Consider the following 17,349-nt stretch of genomic DNA (forward strand, 5'->3'; position numbering starts at 1 on the left):
CTGTGAGCAAGTCGTTCCCCGCGGGCGGTCCTCCGTGGAGGCGCCGCAATGCCATGGCCCTCGACCGCGTCTCCTTGACGCTCGAGCGCGGGCAGACCCTCGGTCTCGTCGGGGAATCGGGAAGCGGAAAGAGCACTCTCGGTCGCTGCATCCTCGATCTCACCGCGCCATCCGACGGGGTCATCACCTTCGACGGGAAGGAACTCGGCACGATGTCCCGGGCCGATCGCTCGACGTTCCGCCGCCGCGTTCAGCCGGTGTTCCAGGATCCCTATGGGAGCCTCGATCCGCGGTGGCCGATCGGGCGGAGCGTGCGGGAATCGCTCGACAGCTTTCGCATCGGCACGCCTCTCACCCGAGAGCGACGCGTGCTCGACCTGTTCGACCGGGTCGGACTCAGTACGACCCTGGTCGATCGACTGCCGACCACGCTCTCCGGCGGCCAGCGTCAGCGCGTCAGTATCGCGGCCGCTCTCGCGAGCGAGCCCGAGCTCATCGTTGCAGACGAGCCGGTGAGTGCCCTCGACATGAGCGTGCAAGCACAGATCCTCAACCTATTCATGGATCTGCAACACGACCTCCACGTCGCCTGCATCTTCATCTCCCACGACCTCGGGGTGGTCGAGCACATCAGCAACGAGGTCGCCGTGCTCTATCACGGAGTCATCGTCGAGACCGGTTTAACGGAACAGGTCATGAACCGGCCCGGTCATGACTACACCCGAGCGCTGATCGGCGCGATTCCCCGACCGAAATAACCCCGACCGAGCCTACGAATTCGCACATCACCAACAGAAGGAGCGCACCGTGCCCACAGCACACGTGAACGGAATCACCCTGAATTACCGTCTCGACGGCGAAGAGAACAGCGGAGAGACGATTGTTCTCATCAACGGACTCGCCGATGATCTCGCCTCCTGGGACTTTCAAGTCCCCGCGCTGCTCGAGGCGGGATTCCGCGTATTGCGATTCGATAATCGAGGCATCGGGGACTCCGACAAGCCTGCCGGTCCGTACACCTCCCTGAGGATGGCCGAAGACGCGAAAGCCCTCGTCGACAGTCTCGGGATCTCCGACTTCCACCTCATGGGTGTCTCGATGGGCGGCATGATCGCCCAGGAGTACGCGATTGCGTTCCCCGAGGATCTCAAGTCGCTCACCCTCGGATGCACCTACGCGAAACCCGACGCGTTCTGCCTCACCATGTTCGCGATGTGGGCTGACCTCGCCACAGGACTCGGCGTGCCGTTCGTCATGCGGGACGTCGCCCTCTGGGCATTCACGGGTCCGTTCTTCGAAGAGCGTCCAGAGGACGCCGCCGAATTCGCGGAGGCGATGGCATCCCTGCCGATGACCGTCGAGGCGTACCTGTCACAGCTCAACGTCATCCAGACCCATGACACCGTCGACCGGCTAGCCCGCATCACCGCACCGACTCTGGTCTTGGCCGGCGAAGAGGACATCCTGATCCCGGTGCGCCTCTCAGCGCAGCTCCAGTCCGACCTCCCCGGCTCCAGCTGGGCGACGGTTCCCGGCGGGCACGCGTGCCTGTGGGAGTCCCCGGATCCGTTCAACCACAGCTTCATCGAGTTCGTCACCCGCACAGCAAATTAGTCCATCTCATTCGGAAGAGGCACCCATGAAACCGCACTCCCTTCCCCGGCCCTCGACAGGCCACCGGGCAAAAATCGCCGCACTCATCACCGCAACCGGACTCGCCGCCGCCCTCGTCTTGACGGGATGCGGAACCAGCTCGACGCCGTCGGCGAGCGGTGGAACGTCGTCGTCGGGCATCAAGGACGGGGGCGACCTCCGGGCGGCGCTCACCGGCGAACCCGACGTGCTCGACCCTGCGACATCGTCTATCTACACGGGCGCGCAGGTGTACGAAGGCATCTTCAGCATGCTGATCGACCTCGACGCCAACGGAAAGTTCGTGCCCGATCTCGCCACCAAATGGAAGCAGGATGACGCGACGACCTGGACCTTCACCCTTGTCGACAACGCCACATTCCAAAACGGCGAGAAATTCAGCTCCGCCGACGTGAAATACACCTTCGAGAGGCTGCTCGATCCCGCAACAGCGAGTGCTTATGCGGGGCTCTACTCCCAGATCGATTCCATCGATGCACCAACGCCGACCAGCGTGGTATTCCATCTGAAGGCAGCATTCGGACCCTTCCTCACCAACCTCGCAACGAATGGCGAGATCGTGAACAAGAAGGCGATCGAAAGCTCCGACCCTGCTCGCAACCCCGTCGGGACCGGGCCATTCGAATTCGTCGAATGGGTGCAGGGAGACCACATCACGCTGAAGAAGAACCCCAACTACTTCAAAAAGGGGCTTCCTCACCTCGATTCGATCACCTTCAAATTCCTTCCAGTAGACCAGAGCCGCATCGACGCTCTGTCATCCGGTGAGATCGATTGGGCCGACGCCGTTCCCCTCCAGCAGGTGCCCGCCCTCAAGAAGGACCCGCGTTTCACCCTCGTGACGAGCCCGGTTGCGGGCATTCCGGATTACCTTGCTCTCAACACGACGAAAGCGCCGTTCAACGACCCGAAGGTGCGCCAGGCGATCGCCCTGGCGATCGACCGTTCTGCGATTCGAGATGTCGCGTACCTCGGTACCGGCGAACTCGGGCTCGAGGAGGTTCCCACCGGATCATCCTGGTATAACGAATCAGGCATCTTCGGTGCGAAGCAGGATATCGCCAAGGCGAAGAAACTGATGAGCGAGGCAGGCTATGGGAGCGGACTGAAGGTCGAGTACCTCGGCCTGTCCCAGTATCCAGAGCTGCTCAAGACCGGGCAGGTGGTTCGAGACGAACTGAAGAAGATCGGCATCGACATGTCGATCAAAGCGGTCGATGTGTCCGTCTGGTACGACGCTTTCAGCAGCGGTGACTACCAGATCACCAGCGCATACCAGGAGCGCACCATCGATCCGGACAACTTCTATTCCCTGGTCATCAAGGCGGGCGGGCCCATCAACACCACCGGATACTCGAACCCGCAAGTCGACGCGCTCATCGACCAGGCCGCGGCGAGCAGCGACACAAAGGAGCGAGAGTCCCTCTACGAGAAGATTCGTACCCAGATGACAACGGATGCCCCGCTCATCTTCACGCACTACGAAACGCTGAACTACCTCATGAACAAGAAGGTGGTCGGATCGGCGATCACCCCGACTCTGAGCCTCAACATGGCGAAGATCGGTTTCAGCAAGTAGCTCAGATCAGCCGGGCCGGGCGGGAAGCGAACACCACGCTTCCCGCCCGGTGTCACGCTTGAGCAGAGCCACGGTCCCGGTCGCAAAAGCTCGCGGCCTCGGGATTGAGCGGCACGTGATGCACGGCTGCCCCAGCCAGGCGGAAAACTGCTCGGGAAACTCACGAACCTTGCGAGATTCTTAGAGCGTCGAGGCAAGGTTGGGCACGTGAGCATCCCCCCGACACCCCCGGTACGCCCGACCGTCAACGACAACTCCCCGTCACTACTCGGTCGACGGCTACCCTCACTCGCAGCCACCGCCGTGGTCGGGGTGGTTTTCGTCGCCGTCCTCGGGCTCGGAGTCACCAGATTCGGTCTGCTCTCCGGCTTCGACCGGGGTGCGTCCCAGGCACTCAATACCCTGCATTCGGGCGGTCTCGGCGTCATCACGTCCGGCCTCTATGCGGTGCTGAGCCCGATCCCGGCCGTGATCATCACTGCCGCCATCAGCATTGTCATCGTGGCGATCACGCGCCGGTTCCGCGTGGCCCTCAGCTTCGCCGTCGTCGTGGCCGTCACATGGTTGCCGAGCGCAGTCCTGAAATTGCTCATCCACAGGCCACGGCCGGATGCCACGGCACTGTCACATCCCTTCGCACATCAGCCGGTCGATGCCTCGTTCCCCAGCGGTCACCTCGTGTTCGTCGTCGCAGTGGTCGTCGCGGCCGTGTTCCTCGCTCGGCCCGGCGCCTGGCGCGCGTTCGCCCTCACAGCAGGCACGATCTTCACCCTCATTGTCGCGTTCGCCCTGATGGTGGACGGGGTGCACTACCCCACGGATGTCTTCGCTTCGATGCTGTGGTCGGTCTCGGTCGGCCCGCTCGTGTGTGCGCTGTGCGCCCGCGTCATCCTGCACCGTTCGCAGCCGGTGGCCGCGCACTAGCCGCCGAGCCGCTGCCGCTTCCTGCTCCGGTCGGCCGCACAACGGGACCAAAGACTCTGCCCGGTGATCACCCGCCTGCGAGGCTCGTCGACGGCGGAGCGCACCGGTGCTCTCGTCGATCGAGGCGGACCTCTCCGCTCAGACAGTTCGGGAAGCAGACAAGCTCATGAGTACTGAAACAGCATCCGCCACGATCGCCGGCACTCCGATGACCACTCACCAGACCCCCCGGGAGTCAGGCGCGCAGGCCTCCGCCGCACGGTGGAGCCTCGCCGTGCTCCGGCTCGCCACCGGGTTCATCTTCCTCTGGGCCTTTCTCGACAAGACCTTCGGCTTGGGTTTCTCCACGCCGGCCGCGCGGTCGTGGCTCAACGGCGGCACTCCGAGCCAGGGCTTTCTCAACAGCCCGGCCGTCGTCGGTCCGTTCAAACCGTTCTTCGCCGCGATCGCCAGCCCGACGACCGACGTACTGTTCATGCTCGGCATGCTCGCGATCGGTCTCGCGGTCATGCTCGGGATCGGACTGCGCATCAGCGCCGTCGCCGGCACCGTCATCATGATCTTCATGTACCTGGCCGAGTGGTCCTTCGGCGCCAATGCTGCCTCCACCAACCCGGTTGTCGACTACCACATCATCTACGCGCTCTCCCTCATTGTGATCGCCACCCTCTCGGCGGGTGACACCCTCGGTTTCGGCCGTGCCTGGAAGAAGCTCCCCCTCGTGAGCGCCCACCGCTGGCTCCTCTAGCGCACGATGGTGGGGCCGGAAAGGGGAATCGACCACCACAGCGCGGCACTGGGGCCTGGCGAACGTCTACCGTTAGACCATGACGCCAGCTGACACCACCACGACCAGCGAGGCAACCGCTGCCCCCGCCACGCTCACTTTCTCCGAACTCGGACTCACCGACGCCGTGCTCAAGGCACTCAAGGATGTCGGGTACGAGACCCCCTCGGCCATCCAGGCTGCGACCATCCCTCCCTTGCTCGCCGGACGCGATGTCGTGGGACTCGCTCAGACCGGCACGGGAAAGACCGCCGCATTCGCCCTGCCCATCCTCTCCCGCCTCGATCTCGCCCAGAAGAACCCGCAGGCGCTCGTGCTCGCCCCCACTCGCGAGCTCGCCCTCCAGGTCTGCGAGGCCTTCGAGCAGTACGCCTCCGGAATGCGCGGCGTCCACGTGCTCCCGGTCTACGGCGGGCAGGCCTACGGGGTGCAGCTCTCCGCCCTCCGGCGGGGCGTGCACATCGTGGTCGGCACTCCCGGACGCATCATGGATCACCTCGCCAAGGGCACGCTCGACCTCTCGGAGCTCAAGTACCTGGTGCTCGACGAGGCAGACGAGATGCTCAAGATGGGCTTCGCCGAGGATGTCGAGACGATCCTCGCCGACACTCCGGACGACAAGCAGGTGGCGCTGTTCTCGGCAACCATGCCCCCGCAGATCCGCCGGATCTCGAAGAAGTACCTTCACGACCCGCAAGAGATCACCGTCGAGAACAAGACCACGACTTCGGCCAATACGACGCAGCGATACCTCATGGTGTCGTATCCGCAGAAGGTCGACGCGCTCACGCGCATCCTCGAGGTCGAGAACTTCGAGGGGATGATCGTCTTCGTGCGCACCAAGAACGAGACCGAGACCCTTGCCGAGAAACTGCGAGCACGCGGTTACTCCGCCGCAGCCATCAGCGGCGACGTCGCCCAGGCCCAGCGCGAACGCACGGTGAACCAGTTGAAGTCGGGCAAGCTCGACATCCTGGTGGCCACGGATGTCGCGGCGCGCGGCCTCGACGTCGAGCGCATCAGCCACGTGGTCAACTACGACATCCCCATCGACACGGAGTCCTACGTCCACCGCATCGGACGCACCGGTCGTGCGGGTCGCAGCGGTGCCGCGATCAGCTTCGTCACCCCGCGCGAACGTCGGCTGCTCGACGCCATCGAGCGCGCGACGCGCCAGCCGCTCACGCAGATGCAGCTGCCGAGCGTGGAAGACGTCAACGTCACCCGCCTGACCCGCTTCGACGACGCCATCACCGAGGCCCTCGGCCAGGGCGATCGCATCGCCGGGTTCCGCGACATCATCAGCCACTACATCGCGCACCACGACGTGCCGGAGGTGGATGTCGCCGCCGCGCTCGCGATCGTCGCCCAGGGCGAGACCCCGCTGCTGCTCTCCCCCGAGCGCACGCAGCGCCACGACCGCGCCGAGCGTGCCGACTGGGGCGATCGCCCGGACCGGGGCGACCGCCCCGAGCGGGCGGACCGCACCGAGCGACGCGCGCGGCCCAACGCCGGCCCGATGTCGACCTACCGCATCGAGGTGGGCAAACGACACAAGGTGGAACCGCGCCAGATCGTCGGCGCGATCGCCAACGAGGGTGGACTCAGCCGCGAAGACTTCGGTCACATCAAAATCCTTCCCGACTTCTCGCTCGTCGACCTGCCGGCGAACCTGCCGGGCGATGTGCTCGACAAGCTCAAGGGCACCCGCATCAGCGGCAAGCTCATCGAGATCCGCGCCGACCGTGGCGGGGCGCGCAAAGACGCAGCCCGCGGCGACGACCGGGGCGACCGACCCCCGCGCAAGTCCTACCGGGACTAGCGCGCAACGTCCCCGGCGCCCGAGCAATGGATTCGGGTCGGTGTGCGCCAGAGTCTTCTTTAGAGAATTCTTAGAGGGAAATGGGCAGAGTGGGCAGATGACCTCGATTGGGCAGACGACCTCGACTGAGCACCCGAGCGTGCCGTGACCGACGCGCGGCCCCGCTTGCTGCTCATCGAGGACGACCCCCAACTCGGTCCCCTCATGCGCGAAGTGCTCGACGAGGTGTACTCCGTCACCCTCGTGGCCGACGGCACCACCGGAGTCGCCGTGGCGCTCGACGGAACGTTCGAGGTGATGATCGTCGATCGTCGCCTTCCGGGACTGGACGGCCTCGGAGTGATCGAGACCCTCCGCCGCAAGCGCGTCACCACCCCCATGCTGATCCTCACGGCGCTCGGCACCATCCAGGACAAGGTTCGCGGTCTGGATGCCGGTGCGAACGACTACCTGGTCAAGCCATTCGAGTTCGACGAGCTGTTCGCCCGGTTGCGGTCGATCCGGAGGGTCTACACGGGCGAGGGGCCGTTCGTGCGCATCGGGCTGTGGGAGTTCTACCCGGAGAGCCGCACCGTCTACTCGCCCTATGACGGCCGCACCATCCTCACTGAGCGGGAGAACGAACTGCTGCGGTTGTTCGCGGAGAATCCGCATCGCACCTACACGCGCGAACAGATCCTGGACCAGGTCTTCGGCTCGACCGATCAGCCCGGCACCGTGGACACCTACGTGCACTACGTGCGCCGCAAGACCGACTCAGACCTCATCACCACCGTCCGCGGCCAGGGCTACCGCCTGGGGGCACCGTGAGCAGGCGCGGCATCACGCGCAAACCGGATGACTCCGACGCTCGCGCGATTCGCCGGGCATCGCGCTCCGTCGGCCTCCAGATCACCATCACCTCGACCGCGCTCGTGCTGGTCGTGCTGATAGCCGCCTTCACCTTCGTCTTCGCACACATCAAGCCCGGCCGTCTCTTCCCCCAGGGAGGATCCCACGAGACGACCATCGATGTCGGCGGCCTGGAGATCCTGGTCGGCGGACTCGTGATCGGCACGGTCGCCATCATCCTGGCCGGCACGATGAGCTTCTTCGCCACCCGTCGGGCCGTTCGGCCCCTCGGCGACGCGCTGCGGCTGCAGCGGGCATTCGTCGCCGATGCCAGCCATGAGCTTCGCACCCCGCTGACCGTGCTCGACGCGCGCCTCCAACTGCTCCAACGCGGCCTGGCCCCGGACGACCCCTCGGCTCCCACGGTGAACGATCTGCGCCGCGACACCAGGACCCTGATCGGTATCGTCAACGATCTGCTCTCGCTCGCGGAGCTCGAGCGCTCCCCCGGACCCGGCGAGTCCATCGCGGTGCCGCCCATCGCCCGGCGAGCCATCGACTCGATGTCCATCCTGGCCACGGAACGCTCGATCTCGATCCTCCTCGAGGCGGCGGAGGGGTGCGCCACCGCGGTACCGGCCACCGGCATCCACCGCTGTGTTTTGGCGCTCCTGGACAACGCCATCGATTTCTCCCCCGCGGGATCGACCATCACCGTGACGGTCGAAGAGATCAAGAACACCGTGGTGATCCGCGTGCGAGACCAGGGTCCGGGGATCACGGGGATAGAGCCGGGCCGCATCTTCGACCGTTTCGCGCGCGCGGGAGCGGCCGTCGGCGGGGGCGGGACCACCCATACCGGGTTCGGCATCGGACTGTCGCTCGTGCGCGACACCGTCGAACGCTTCGGCGGCACGGCGAACGTCCTGGAGACGTCGCCGGCAGGCACCACCATCGAACTGCGCATTCCCCAGGCTCGGCAACCGCACCCCGCGGCTGCGTCGTAGGGTCGATCGCCAGGGCATCGACGGCACGAGCCACCAGGACCCGAGACGGCGCTGACCGGGGTGTCGCGTGGCCTAGGAATCGATCATTGCGAGTCGCCGGCGACGTTCGGTGGCGGCGATGACCGCCACCCCGACGGCGATGAGGACCGCAAGCACGACGCTCACCGGGCCGGTTCCCCATTGCAGCCCGCCGCGCGCGTGGGAGACGCCCATCCAGTCGGCAAAGGATGCTCCGAGCGGTCGGGTTGCCACGTAGGCGAACCAGAACGCGAACACCGGGCCGAACCGACGCAACCGGAATGCCACGGCCGGGATCGCGATCACCACGGCGAACAGCAGGCCGGAGACGAGGTATCCGAGATGCAGCGTCGTCGCTGTCAGGTCTCCCACCGCTGTTCCGAGCGCGAAGGTGACGATCACGGCGGCCCAATAGAAGATCTCGCGACGGTGCGAGGTGATGCTGTGGATCGACAGGGTGCCCTCGCTTCGGCGCCAGACGAAAAAGACCAGTGCGAGCGCAGCCCCGAAGACGATGCTCGAGACCAGATACGGCACACCAAGCACGATGTGGGTGACATCCGCCGCCATCGTGCCGAAGACGCTGACCGCGACGACGGTGAGCCAGTAGACCCACGGCCGGTAGCGACTCGCGAGGAGCTGAATGGTCAACGCCAGCGCGAAAAGAGCGGCTCCGATCCCGACCGCGACGACCGGGTCGATGGAACGCACCAGGAAGTCCGAAGTCGTCTCTCCCATTCCGGTCGTCAGCACTTTGACAACCCAGAAGAGCACGGTCACTTCGGGCACTTTGCTCGCGGTGGTGGTCGCGAGACGCGTGCTCCGCGGGGGTGAAGGACGAACGGTCACGATGGCAACCCTCCACGCGACACCCTAAGAAGCGTCTGAGATTTGCGCAGCTTGGAGCTTTCTTAGACCTGCGTTCGGCAGACTGGGAGACCATGATCTCCTCCTCCTTCGTCTCTCTCGGGATCCTCGACCCCCAGTCCCTCATCACCGGTGCCGGAATATGGGGACTCGCGATCGTCTGCGCGGCCGTGTTCGCCGAGACCGGCCTCCTCGTCGGATTCTTCCTCCCCGGCGACACCCTGCTGTTCTTCACCGGCGTGCTCACCCTCAGCGGAGCCATCCGCCAACCCCTGTGGCTCGTCGTGCTGGTCGTCGCTGTCTCAGCCGCGCTCGGCGACCAACTCGGCTACACGATCGGCCGGCGCACGGGGCCGAGGGTATTCGAACGCCGCGAGTCGGGGATCTTCAGCAAGAAGAGTGTGGCTCGCACGGAAGCCTTCTTCACCCGCTTCGGCCCGGTCGCGGTGACCATCGCCCGGTTCGTGCCCGTGGTGCGCACCTTCGCTCCCGTCGCCGCCGGTGTGGGACGCATGTCGCGTCGACTCTTCACATTCTTCAACCTCGCGGGGGCCGCTCTCTGGTCGGGATTGGTCATCCTGCTCGGCTTCGGACTCGCCCACGTGCCCGGGGTCGCCGATTTCGTCTCGCAGTACATCGACATCGTGCTGGTGGGTATCGTGGTGATCTCGGTCGTGCCGATTCTGGTTCGCACGATCATGGTCCGTCGACGCAACTCGACAGCATCACCCGAGTCGGACTGATCCCACCCGCGACTCCAAGTCGCCCGTAACCGGCGGGCGGGCTAGATCGTGATCCGCTGCGCCTTGGGGTGCGGGCTCGCCACCGCGCAGAATTCCGCCAGCGCTGAACGGTTGTATGCGACCCCGTCGAGCACGGCCGCGCCCACCTCGCCCCGGAGGAACGCCCGCATGCCGTCCGCGAGACCGCTGTCGCTCTGGGGAACGATTCGGATCGGGGAATCCGGCAGTGCATCGCGAGCGGAATCGAACTCCACGGAGACGATCGGAAGCCCCGCGAGTGCGGCTTCGAGAAGCACCATCGGTTGGCCCTCGTAGTCGCTGGACAGCACGAAGCAGTCCGCCGCGGCGAGTACGGGGAAGGGGTTGGCGAATGGCCCGACGATGAACGCGACCGCGGAGAGACCGTGGCTGTCGATGAGCTGCTTCAGGTGGTCGCGCAGCGGTCCATGACCGACGACGACGAGCCGCGCGGCGGGGGTATCCCGAGAGATCTCCGAGAAGGCGCGGATGAGTCGTGCCTGGTTCTTCTCCGGCGAGAAGCGACCGACGGTGACGAACCAGATGGCACCGTCGTCCCGCTGCATCCTGTCGATCCAGTCTGCGTCAATCCAGTCTCCGTCGATCCAGTCTCCGTCGAGCGAGGCCCGCCCACGACCCTGCGTCGCCGCCTCGTCCGTGTCGAACTCTTCGATCGACGACAGCGGGGCACGAAGCCCCTCGAGCACATGGGCTTCGTCCACGAGATTTCTCGCGAAGACGAATGCCTCGTCCGACAGTGAGTAGCGCGTGCCGAGGGCGTCGCGGTTGATGCGGTTCAGACTCTCCGACACCGAGACCAGGGCGTCGAAGTCCCGGTACACGCTGAACACCGCGGGTAGCGAACGCTTCATACGGCGACGACTGCCCACGAATCGCCGGGTCTCGAGCGACAGGTCGTTGTGCAGCCAGATGGAGCGGAAGGCCTGCGGGGAATGCAGGAGCAGAGAGGCCCAGAACGCGGTGTAGCCGCTGAACTCGACGACGGAATCGAACTGCGTGTCGCCGAAGCAGCGTGCCCACTCTGTGCGCCACATCCGCTGCTCTACCGCGGTCTCCGGCCTGCGTCGCAGCTGGGGGTAGTGCTCCTGCAACCGACGAAACAGGTGCGTGACCTTGCTGCCGTTCATCCCGCCTTGGCGGTGGAATTGCCTCACCTGATGCGGGATGCGCTGCTGGTTCGACAGTTGCTGGGCGCGGCGCGGCCGGTTGAAGATCACCGACACGTCGTAGGCATCGTGGTCGATCGCCGCAAGCAGATTGAGGGCGGAGTTGGTGATGCCATTCGACCGCATCCCTCCGATGCTCAGCAGTATCGACGTACGAGGGTCCTCTGCGAGAGACCGAGTTCGAGCGCGATCCGTCATCCCCCGGAAGACGATGTCGACGACACGACGCGCGGCTCCCCCGTCGTCTTCCGGTGAGAAACGCTCTCTCCACTCGGCAGAGCGGGTGGCCGGTCCAGACGCGGCATCCGGGTCTTTCGAGTTGTTCGGGGCTTCCGAGTCTGTCGCGGTGAGGCAGGAGCGAATGGCTTCGCCGAGCTCCGAGAGCTGTGTCACCACCGGGCCCGGAAGCTCGTCGAGCGGAAAGTAGAGCCCGCGCGATGCGGAGTAGTCCAGATCGTCCGGGGTGAAGAACACGATGGGGCGCTCGAGCGGGAGGAAATCGAAGAAGATCGACGAGTAGTCGGTGATGAGAATGTCGGTGATGCCCAGCATCAGGTTCGTCGGCAGGTCGTTCGAGACGAGGATCTCGCGGAATTCCGGGCGATCCCTCGCGAACCGGTGGACCACCTGGTGGGTCTTGAGCAGCACCAGGAATTCGGGTCCCACCTGGGCCTGGATCTCCTTCGCCTGTTCGAACAGCTCGTTCGCGTCGTCCGCCGGCGAACTGAAATCCGTTCCCTTCCAGGTGGGGGCGAACAGGATCACCGACCGATCGCCCAGCCTGATTCCATCGGCCTCTAGCCGGGATCGCACCACGATCGATTCCTCGGCGCGGAGGAACTGGCGGTCGACGCGAGGGTATCCCTCTTCGATGACCAGCCCGCGGAAGGCACCGCGCAAGCGATAGGCCTTCTCGTACATGCGCTCGGTCATGAACGGGTTCTGGGACAGCAGGAAGTCGGCGGCCACGAAGTTGCGCAGTGTGTTCGCGGAGTCGAGAGCGCCGTTGGGCATGTCGTAGCCCATGCGTTTGAGCGGCGTGCCGTGCCAGGTGTTGAGGTAGACCTGCCCGGGCCGCTTGCTGAACTCCGCGGGGAAAGTGGCGTTGTTCACCAGATAGCCGCTCGTCGCGAGGGCTCGAACATAGGCGAGAGAGCGTCGCCTGACAAAGCGCACCCTCCGATCGCCGGCGAATTCCGCCTGCACCGCCCGGTGTTCCCTCAGGCTGTCGAGCGCCCACACATGGTGGAGGTGGGCGAGGTCGGGAGATCGCAGGGCCTCCCGAAAGATGGCCTCGGGATTGCACAGCACACCGTTTCCGGCGAAGGACTCGTACAAGACGACGTCTGCCCGCACGGCCCCGCGTCTCGCGAGAGCCTGGAGTTCGGCCCGGCTCGCTCCGCCTACGAGCCTGAGCAACTGGCGGATCAGACGGATGACTCGCGGCATGGAGCTCTCTCTTTCGAACCGGCCGTTCAGCACAGCACACGGGAGAAGCGTGCTCGGCGGCCCCCCAGAAAGGTCTAAGAATGAGCCGCAATCTCCCGCTGCGGGGCGAGATGCAGTCTTAGAGCCATCTGGGAGAGTGCTTGGCAGGCTGGCCCCCGACAGGTTCGAGATCCCGGGAGGCGCTCTGTGGTGTGGCTGATATTCGGCGGTGTCGGCGTGCTGGTCATCGTTGCGGCGGTGTGCGTCTGGACCGTCGTCGCACTGCTCGCAGAGGTCGGGGATGAACAGAGCGACGATCAGGACGCGGCGACAAGCGATCCCCTCGGTGTCGACGACCGTTCCGACAGCTCCTCCGAACGAAGGCGGGTTCACCACCGTGTCGCTCGCTACTGAACTCTCCGACAGCACCCCGTCGGCCCTCTCCCGAATGTGGGGATGGCGGCCGTCGTTTCGGTCTGGCCTGGCAGTCTTCCTCGGCGCCGTGGCCACCGCAATCTCCGCCTCCGGATCCTCGATTCCGTCGCTGTGGGGCGATGAGGCGGCAAGCGTCCTGTCCGCCGAGCGGTCGATCCCCTCCCTGTTCCGCATGCTCGGCAGCGTGGACGCCGTCCATGGCACCTACTACCTCTTCCTGCACTTCTGGGTTCAGGCGTTCGGCGCCTCGCCCTTCTCCGTGCGGTTCCCCAGCGCCATCGCTGTCGGCATCGCCGTGGCGGGCGTCGTCGTGCTCGGCTCGCGCCTCGGGGGAATCCGGGTCGCGGCCTTCGCCGGCATCATCGCCGTGATGCTGCCGCGCATCACCTACATGGGCGAAGAGGCTCGCGGGTATGCCATGAGCACGGCCGCCGTCGTCTGGCTGACGATCCTGCTGCTTCACATCGTCGCCCGCGATCGGCCGGAAAGACGACTCTGGGCGGCCTATGCCGTCGGACTCGCCGCGTGCGGGTACCTGTTTCTCTTCAGCCTCCTGATCGTCGTCGCCCATGCGGTGGTGGCGCTGTCCCAGCGCCGCCCAGCCATCCTGCGCGGCTGGGCCCGCGCGACGCTCGGCGGCATACTGATCGCCGGGCCGGTGATCGGTTTCGGCATCGGCGAGAGCGGACAGATCGCGTTCCTGGCGAACCGCGACTCCACCAACATCCGCACACTGGTCGTGACGCAGTGGTTCGGCAACAATCTGCTGGCGACCCTCGCCTGGATCCTCATCGCTGCCGCGATCATCGCCTGGGCCGTGGGCTCGCGCCGAAACCGCAGCTGGTTCGATGGCGCGGATCCCGATCCCGTCTCCGGTGCCCGGACTCCGGCCCTCGTGCCTCTTGCGGCGACCTGGCTGCTCGGCCCGCCGGCCATCTTGCTCGCGGTCAACTCCGTGCACGCGGTCTACTCCTCTCGCTACCTCTCCTTCGCGGTGCCCGCTGCGGCCCTCCTCATCGCATGGCTCGCGGCACGAATCCGCCCGCGCATCCTGGGGATCGGCCTTCTCGTCGCCGTCGTCAGCGCCTCCTCGATCAGTTATCTCAGCGAACGCACTCCCTTCGCCAAGAACAACAGTGACTGGGCGCAGGTCGCGCAGACCATCCAGGCGCACGCGCGGCCCGGTCAGGGCATGCTCTTCGACGAGGGGAGCCGCCCGTCCCGCGCCACCCGGCTGGCGATGCGCACCTACCCGGCATCATTCGAGGGGCTGACGGATGTTGCGCTCAAGACCCCCTGGTACGACACGAGCAACTGGCACGATGCGGTGGTGCCGACGACGACTGTCGCGTCGAGACTCGACTCGCTGTATCGCTCCACCAAGACGGTCTGGTTGGTCGAGTACCGCCTGCCTGGCGCGGAGGCCGACACCTACGATAGATCGATGCTGGCAGCGCAGGGATTCGTTGTGGTGGCGGAGTACCCGCAGCACACGAGTGTCGTGCTGGAACTCACTCGTCCGTGATCGCACCGATCGCCCGATAGAACATCCCGATCGCCCGATCGTCGTGCGCGATCCAATCGATCGACGATGTGCCGACCCGGCCGGCGAGGAACTCGAGCATTCCCTCGGCCAACGCCCGGTCGTCCGCCGGCACCTCGAGGATCCCCGAGAGCGGCGCGACGCCGGGCTCCGGGCCGATCACCCGCACGACGGGCAATCCGAGCACCCGCGCTTCCCCGAGCACCCTCGCAGTTCGGGCACCGCCGGCGGCGAAGACGACGCAGTCTGCCTGAGCCAGGAGGGCGAAGGGATTGGTTCGGTAGCCCACGAGGGCGACGACCTCGGTGAGGCCGAGTGCGACCAGCTCCGCGCCGAGGATCGAAGCGAGCGGACCATCCCCCACCACCAGCAGTCGCGAAGCCGGTACAGCGGCGTGAACCACAGCAAAGGCGCGGACCAGTCGTACCGGGTCGTTCTCCACGGTGAGCCGGCCCAGCGACACGAAGATCCGGTCCACCGCTGTCGCGGCTCCGGAGCCCTCGTCACCCAGCCAGTCGGGCAGCGCAGCATCTCCGTCGTGTTGCTCTGTCGGCAGTGCCGCGCGGGCGAGGATGCTCGCGCCACCGATCACCGGCTCCGCCACGGCCACGGGCCGAAGGGAGGGATGCTGCGGAGGTGAGGGCGAGACCAGACGATCGTAGGCGTCGTAGAGGACATCTCTCTCCGTGTCGCCGACCCCCGGCCGATCAGAGGAGGCGTCCTCCGCCACCGCCGCGACGGGGTCATCCCTCAGCCAGATCGAGCGTTCCGAGTCGGGCGACTGCAGCATCAGGGTCGCCCAGAACGGGCTGGTACCGGCGAAGTCGAGCGTGAAGTCGAAGGCGGCAGAGCCGAAGCATCGATCCCACTCGTCCCGCCACAGGTCTCCTGACCGGAGAGGCGTCCGAGGGCGAGCACCCGAGCGGACTGATGCCGCGCCCGTCGACCGCAACCGGGCAAGGGCGAGTTTCGATCCGTTCATACCGCCGACCCGAGCGAACTGACGCACCCGCGGATGCAGCAACCGCTGCTGGTCGAGCACCGGCCGGGAGCGGAGGGGCGGGAAGATCACCGACACATCGAACCGCGAGTGGTCGATCTTCTCGAGCAGCGCGATGAGTTCCGCGGTGATCGCCCCCGGCCTCATGTTTCCGGCGGCGATGAGAATTCTCCGCCGCCCATCGCCGGGCAGCGGCGCGACCGCATAGCCCTCGGGCTTGCCGCGAAAGACGATGTCGAGGATGCGCTGCGTGGCGCTTCCGTCTTCGCGCGCGACGAACCGCGCCTGCATTTCCCGATAGTTCGACGCGACCCGGTCGTCGACGCCTCCGTGGTCGAAGTCGTTGATGGCACCGGCCAGTTGCGTGACGTTCGGCACCACGGGGCCCGGCCAGAGCTCCGGCTCGATATAGAGACCGCGGTAGCCGCTGTAGTCCGCGAGATCCGGGGTGAGGAAGAAGATCGGCCGGCCGGTGGCGAGGAAGTCGAAGAAGATGCTCGAATAATCGGTGACAAGCACGTCGGTGACGCCAAGGATGACGTTCGACGGGATCTCGTTGGGAACCACGCGATCGCGCAGCCCCGGGATGTCCGCCGCGAAGCGGTGCACCACCTGGTGCGTCTTCAGCAGCACCACGTACTTCGTCGTGTCGATCTGCGACTCGAGCTGGTCGATCCGTGACACCAGCTCGCTGATGTCGTATTCCGGCCGGGAGAACGAGGTCCCCTTCCAGGTGGGCGCGTAGAGGATGATCCGGCGTCCGTGCAGAGCCAATCCCCCGGCTTCGAGGCCGGCTCGCGCCGCGGCCACGGAGGGTTCATCCATGAATTGGCGATCGATCCGGGGGTAGCCCTCCTCGATGATCCGCCCGGGATAGATGTTGCCAAGGCGGTGGGCATCCTCGTACAGATGCTCGGTCATGAACGGGCTGGCCGAGAGGAGGAAGTCGGCCGAGAGGAGGTTGCGGATGACGTTGGCCACGCGGGTGGCCGGATCCCCGATGTCGAAGCCCATGCGCTTGAGCGGCGTGCCGTGCCAGGTATTCAGGTAGACCTGGCCGCCGCGTTTGCCGAACTCTGTCGGGAATGTCGCGTTGTTGACAAGAAAACCCGCGGTGGCGAGTGCCCGAAAGTAGCCGAAGGTACCGGGGCGGACGAACCGTACGGAGTGCGATCCCGAGAACTCCCGCGCGACAGCCGGGTTCTCCCGTCGACTCGTGAGCACCCAGACATGGGTTAGATCGCCGAACTCCGGGTCGGCGAGAAGGGCCCGGAAGATGGCCTCCGGATTGCAGAGCATCCCGTTTCCGGCGAATGACTCGTAGAGGACCATCCTTGGACGCACCGCTCGGCGTCGCCAGAACGCGTAGACCTCGGTCTTGGCCGCCTGCCGAAGACGGCGGGCAAGGGCGAGGAGACGGCGACGGATGCCGGTGAGGCCGGGCACCTCCGTCAGACTCATCACCACCTCACTATAAAGTCCGCCGCGCACCGCGCCGTCTGGGGTG

Annotated in this window: 14 protein-coding genes; 11 read left to right on the top strand and 3 right to left on the bottom strand. The window is 65.8% G+C overall.

What is annotated here, in order from left to right; all coding sequences use genetic code 11:
* The first annotated feature begins 2 nt into the window (after window positions 1–2).
* The 8 genes from F1C58_RS09950 to F1C58_RS09985 all read left to right on the top strand — a co-directional run bounded on the left by F1C58_RS09950 (window position 3) and on the right by F1C58_RS09985 (window position 8,603).
* A complete protein-coding gene (locus tag F1C58_RS09950) occupies window positions 3–758 on the top strand; it encodes an ABC transporter ATP-binding protein (RefSeq protein WP_185200962.1) in 756 nt (251 codons plus the stop codon).
* Between the two features lie 49 nt (window positions 759–807).
* Window positions 808–1,614, top strand: a complete 807-nt coding sequence (locus F1C58_RS09955; protein ID WP_185200963.1) for an alpha/beta fold hydrolase — start codon at window positions 808–810, stop codon at window positions 1,612–1,614.
* 25 nt (window positions 1,615–1,639) lie between these two features.
* Window positions 1,640–3,232 (top strand): ABC transporter substrate-binding protein, encoded by a 1,593-nt coding sequence (locus tag F1C58_RS09960; RefSeq protein WP_185200964.1) that lies wholly within the window; start codon window positions 1,640–1,642, stop codon window positions 3,230–3,232.
* A gap of 207 nt (window positions 3,233–3,439) precedes the next feature.
* The gene (locus tag F1C58_RS09965) at window positions 3,440–4,156 is read left to right on the top strand and encodes a phosphatase PAP2 family protein (RefSeq protein WP_185200965.1); all 717 of its coding nucleotides are present in this window, start codon (window positions 3,440–3,442) and stop codon (window positions 4,154–4,156) included.
* A 166-nt stretch (window positions 4,157–4,322) separates the two neighbouring features.
* Window positions 4,323–4,904, top strand: coding sequence for a DoxX family protein (locus F1C58_RS09970; protein WP_185200966.1), 582 nt, complete (start codon window positions 4,323–4,325; stop codon window positions 4,902–4,904).
* Window positions 4,905–4,983: 79 nt separating this feature from the next.
* Window positions 4,984–6,765, top strand: coding sequence for a DEAD/DEAH box helicase (locus tag F1C58_RS09975; protein WP_185200967.1), 1,782 nt, complete (start codon window positions 4,984–4,986; stop codon window positions 6,763–6,765).
* Between the two features lie 144 nt (window positions 6,766–6,909).
* Entirely contained in the window at window positions 6,910–7,575 is a 666-nt protein-coding gene (locus F1C58_RS09980; RefSeq protein WP_185200968.1) for a response regulator transcription factor, read from the top strand.
* On the top strand, window positions 7,572–8,603 hold the full coding sequence (locus F1C58_RS09985; RefSeq protein WP_255461061.1) for a sensor histidine kinase KdpD: 1,032 nt from the start codon (window positions 7,572–7,574) through the stop codon (window positions 8,601–8,603). Before F1C58_RS09980 ends, F1C58_RS09985 begins: the two co-directional genes overlap by 4 nt.
* A 72-nt stretch (window positions 8,604–8,675) precedes the next feature.
* On the opposite strand, the gene F1C58_RS09990 is transcribed toward F1C58_RS09985, so the two are convergent.
* Entirely contained in the window at window positions 8,676–9,470 is a 795-nt protein-coding gene (locus tag F1C58_RS09990) for a hypothetical protein (protein ID WP_255461062.1), read from the bottom strand.
* Between the two features lie 92 nt (window positions 9,471–9,562).
* On the opposite strand from F1C58_RS09990, the gene F1C58_RS09995 reads away from it, so the two are divergent.
* Entirely contained in the window at window positions 9,563–10,231 is a 669-nt protein-coding gene (locus F1C58_RS09995) for a DedA family protein (protein ID WP_185200969.1), read from the top strand.
* Window positions 10,232–10,272: 41 nt separating this feature from the next.
* Here F1C58_RS09995 and F1C58_RS10000 read toward each other — a convergent pair whose 3' ends face one another.
* Complete coding sequence (locus tag F1C58_RS10000) at window positions 10,273–12,885, bottom strand: glycosyltransferase (RefSeq protein WP_255461063.1); 2,613 nt, start codon at window positions 12,883–12,885, stop codon at window positions 10,273–10,275.
* A 186-nt stretch (window positions 12,886–13,071) separates the two neighbouring features.
* Between F1C58_RS10000 and F1C58_RS10005 the strand changes: the two genes are divergently transcribed.
* Together F1C58_RS10005 and F1C58_RS10010 are read left to right on the top strand one after the other, a co-directional pair.
* Window positions 13,072–13,278, top strand: coding sequence for a hypothetical protein (locus F1C58_RS10005; RefSeq protein ID WP_185200970.1), 207 nt, complete (start codon window positions 13,072–13,074; stop codon window positions 13,276–13,278).
* Complete coding sequence (locus tag F1C58_RS10010; RefSeq protein ID WP_185200971.1) at window positions 13,262–14,824, top strand: glycosyltransferase family 39 protein; 1,563 nt, start codon at window positions 13,262–13,264, stop codon at window positions 14,822–14,824. The genes F1C58_RS10005 and F1C58_RS10010 overlap by 17 nt, the downstream gene beginning before the upstream one ends.
* On the opposite strand, the gene F1C58_RS10015 is transcribed toward F1C58_RS10010, so the two are convergent.
* Window positions 14,811–17,303: a CDP-glycerol glycerophosphotransferase family protein gene (locus tag F1C58_RS10015; RefSeq protein WP_255461374.1), complete on the bottom strand. Its 2,493-nt coding sequence runs from the start codon at window positions 17,301–17,303 to the stop codon at window positions 14,811–14,813. The two genes, F1C58_RS10010 and F1C58_RS10015, sit on opposite strands and share 14 nt — an antisense overlap.
* Window positions 17,304–17,349: the final 46 nt, after the last annotated feature.

The sequence above is a fragment of the Glaciihabitans sp. INWT7 genome (genome assembly GCF_014217685.1).
GTDB lineage: Bacteria > Actinomycetota > Actinomycetes > Actinomycetales > Microbacteriaceae > Lacisediminihabitans.